This is a genomic window from Spirosoma arcticum (genome assembly GCF_054779955.1).
The window spans coordinates 1-2,087 of the sequence record NZ_BAAGXG010000053.1; the positions used below are offsets into that span (position 1 = coordinate 1).

Here is a 2,087-nt window from a genome sequence, read left to right on the forward strand (position 1 = left end):
TTCTCATGCGTTTTTCTGGGTTCGTTCGCCCGCGAACTCGGTGGCGGTTGGGCTGAAAACGTTAACCTTGCGGCCTGCGGCCTGTCGCACGAGACCCCGCCCACGCGGAGCGAAACCGATTACAACTTTTTTTGTACTGCAAACACAAAATCTATACTTACACTATTAATTCGAGCAATCAAATCAATCGGTAAACCTTCTTGCAAAGCATTTTGAATGGCCAACACTTTTACCTCTTCAATCCGTTTCTGTTCTGCTTTGACCGCTTCGGCATTAGCCGCTGTCACACGGGCAAAATAGGCCCGTTCTTCTGAGGTCATTTTCCGTGTGTCCAACTCGTCAATGGCCCGTTTGAGCCATTCTTCATTCCAGAAAGCCGGGTATTGGGTCGGTGCAGTCATGTGGAGGGTCTTCATGGTATAAACCAGTTTCTCTAAATCGGTCTCAATTTCAGCTACCTGCTTGTTAAACTTAGCCAATTCTACGGTGATAAACGTCATTTGACTGTCAATGATTTCGCCTTGCTCACTTCGTAGATTGGCAACGGTATGAAAATTAGTCACGGGCAGAATGTTCTTCGCTAAAATAGCAATCGCATAAATTTTCGGCAGGTTAGTATAGTCAAACTCACCCCGTTCTACTACTGTGTTGAACTTATGCAGCGCGTAAAACTTCATACGCTGGACAAAATGCGGAGCTTGGCCCAACTGCATTTCGACAATGAACTGACTGCCGTTTTCATCGGTACAGGCCAAATCAAAAATACCGCTCCGGCTGTCAATGGTCAGAGCCTCAAACGCATTTTTATCAAAGTGGACTTCCCGAATGGCTGTTTCCGACTTGATAAGAGCCTGCAATGCCGTACGAAGGAACAAACTGTCGGCTTCGTTGCCAAACGTAGCTTTAAAGCCGTAATCTGAGATGATGGGAATGTATATGCCTGTTTCCATTCCACAAAGTTATCCCAAATGCCGAAATGTCTCTTGTCAGCAGAAGCCTGCCCAACGAGCCTAAACCTGCCAAACCGGGGCGTTCAAATTGTCAACCGGAACCTGAAAATGGAAGCTCAAACCTAACCTCTGAGACGTGCAACCTGTCGCAGGTGACCCGCCGAACAAGCACTTGATGTATTTCTACCCAACACCCGCAGGGGTTGATGGTGATTAAGCGAACTGCCTGAACAAGAACCAATTGCACCTTTACACGCCTGCTCAGTTGGGCTGCCTGAATCGCATACGGGTTACTCGTTGTCAGCGGAAACACACCCATGCGGAGCGAGACAAACAAACCTTACAAAGCCGAACTGCTCAACTTGCCTGTTGCTCAAATGCCCGCTGTCGCTGGTGAACTGCCTGGCTTTTGGGCTTGCCTAACACCCGGTTGCCCGGTGTCACTCGAAACCCTCTTTTTAGGCTTGCCCAACGCTCAAGTGCCCGCTGTCGCTGGTTACCTTTTTTACCTGCTTGCCAAACGCCGGGTTGCCCATTGTCACGCGAAACCGGCCAAACGCACCTCAAACTTGACTAAACCCCAAGTGCCTGTTGTCGGCCGAAACCCGCCGAACGCATACGGCTTATTGCATTTCACCCAACGCCCGCAGGGGTTGATGGCGAGGCACGAGCCTTTACACCCCTGCCCACGATGTACGCATGCTTTCTAAGTTCCTCATTATCAAGCTGTGCTTAAGTTAGTAAAAAGACCCAAATCTGCCCCGGTGATGGCGAACTTGGCCAACTTTTTCCTGATCTGTCGAATCTGCTGCTGCTTCACCTGAGCCACATCCCGCATCAACTTGATTGGCTCATAGGCTTCACCTGTCGTGAGCATCTTGTACACCACGACTGCCAACTTCCGCGCCGTGGCGGTGATAGCCTTAATTCGGCCAGCCCGGTACGCAATCCGCTGAAAAAACGCCGTCATCGGATTGGGCTTCTTCATGTTGCCCAATGAGTTAGCCACCATCCGAAACGTATTGGGTAAGGTGGACTTGTTCTTCAACGTCTTCTTCGACAACACTTTACCGCCCGATGCTTTGTTGTTGGGGGTAAACCCCAACCACTTGGCAAACGCTTTGGCCGAGTTAAATT

At 49.8% G+C, this 2,087-nt stretch carries 2 protein-coding genes; both read right to left on the minus strand.

The features are described 5' to 3' along the window. Window positions 1-119: 119 nt before the first annotated feature. The gene (locus tag ACYVHB_RS32790; protein WP_461056294.1) at window positions 120-950 is read right to left on the minus strand and encodes an Rpn family recombination-promoting nuclease/putative transposase; all 831 of its coding nucleotides are present in this window, start codon (window positions 948-950) and stop codon (window positions 120-122) included. Between the two features lie 721 nt (window positions 951-1,671). After that, on the minus strand, window positions 1,672-2,087 hold a 416-nt coding region (locus ACYVHB_RS32795; protein WP_461056296.1), incomplete at its 5' end, for a transposase.

Coding starts and splice junctions, on each gene's coding strand:
- ACYVHB_RS32790 (WP_461056294.1), bottom strand. CDS start 950: ATGGAAACAGGCATATACATTCCCATCATCTCAGATTACGGCTTTAAA.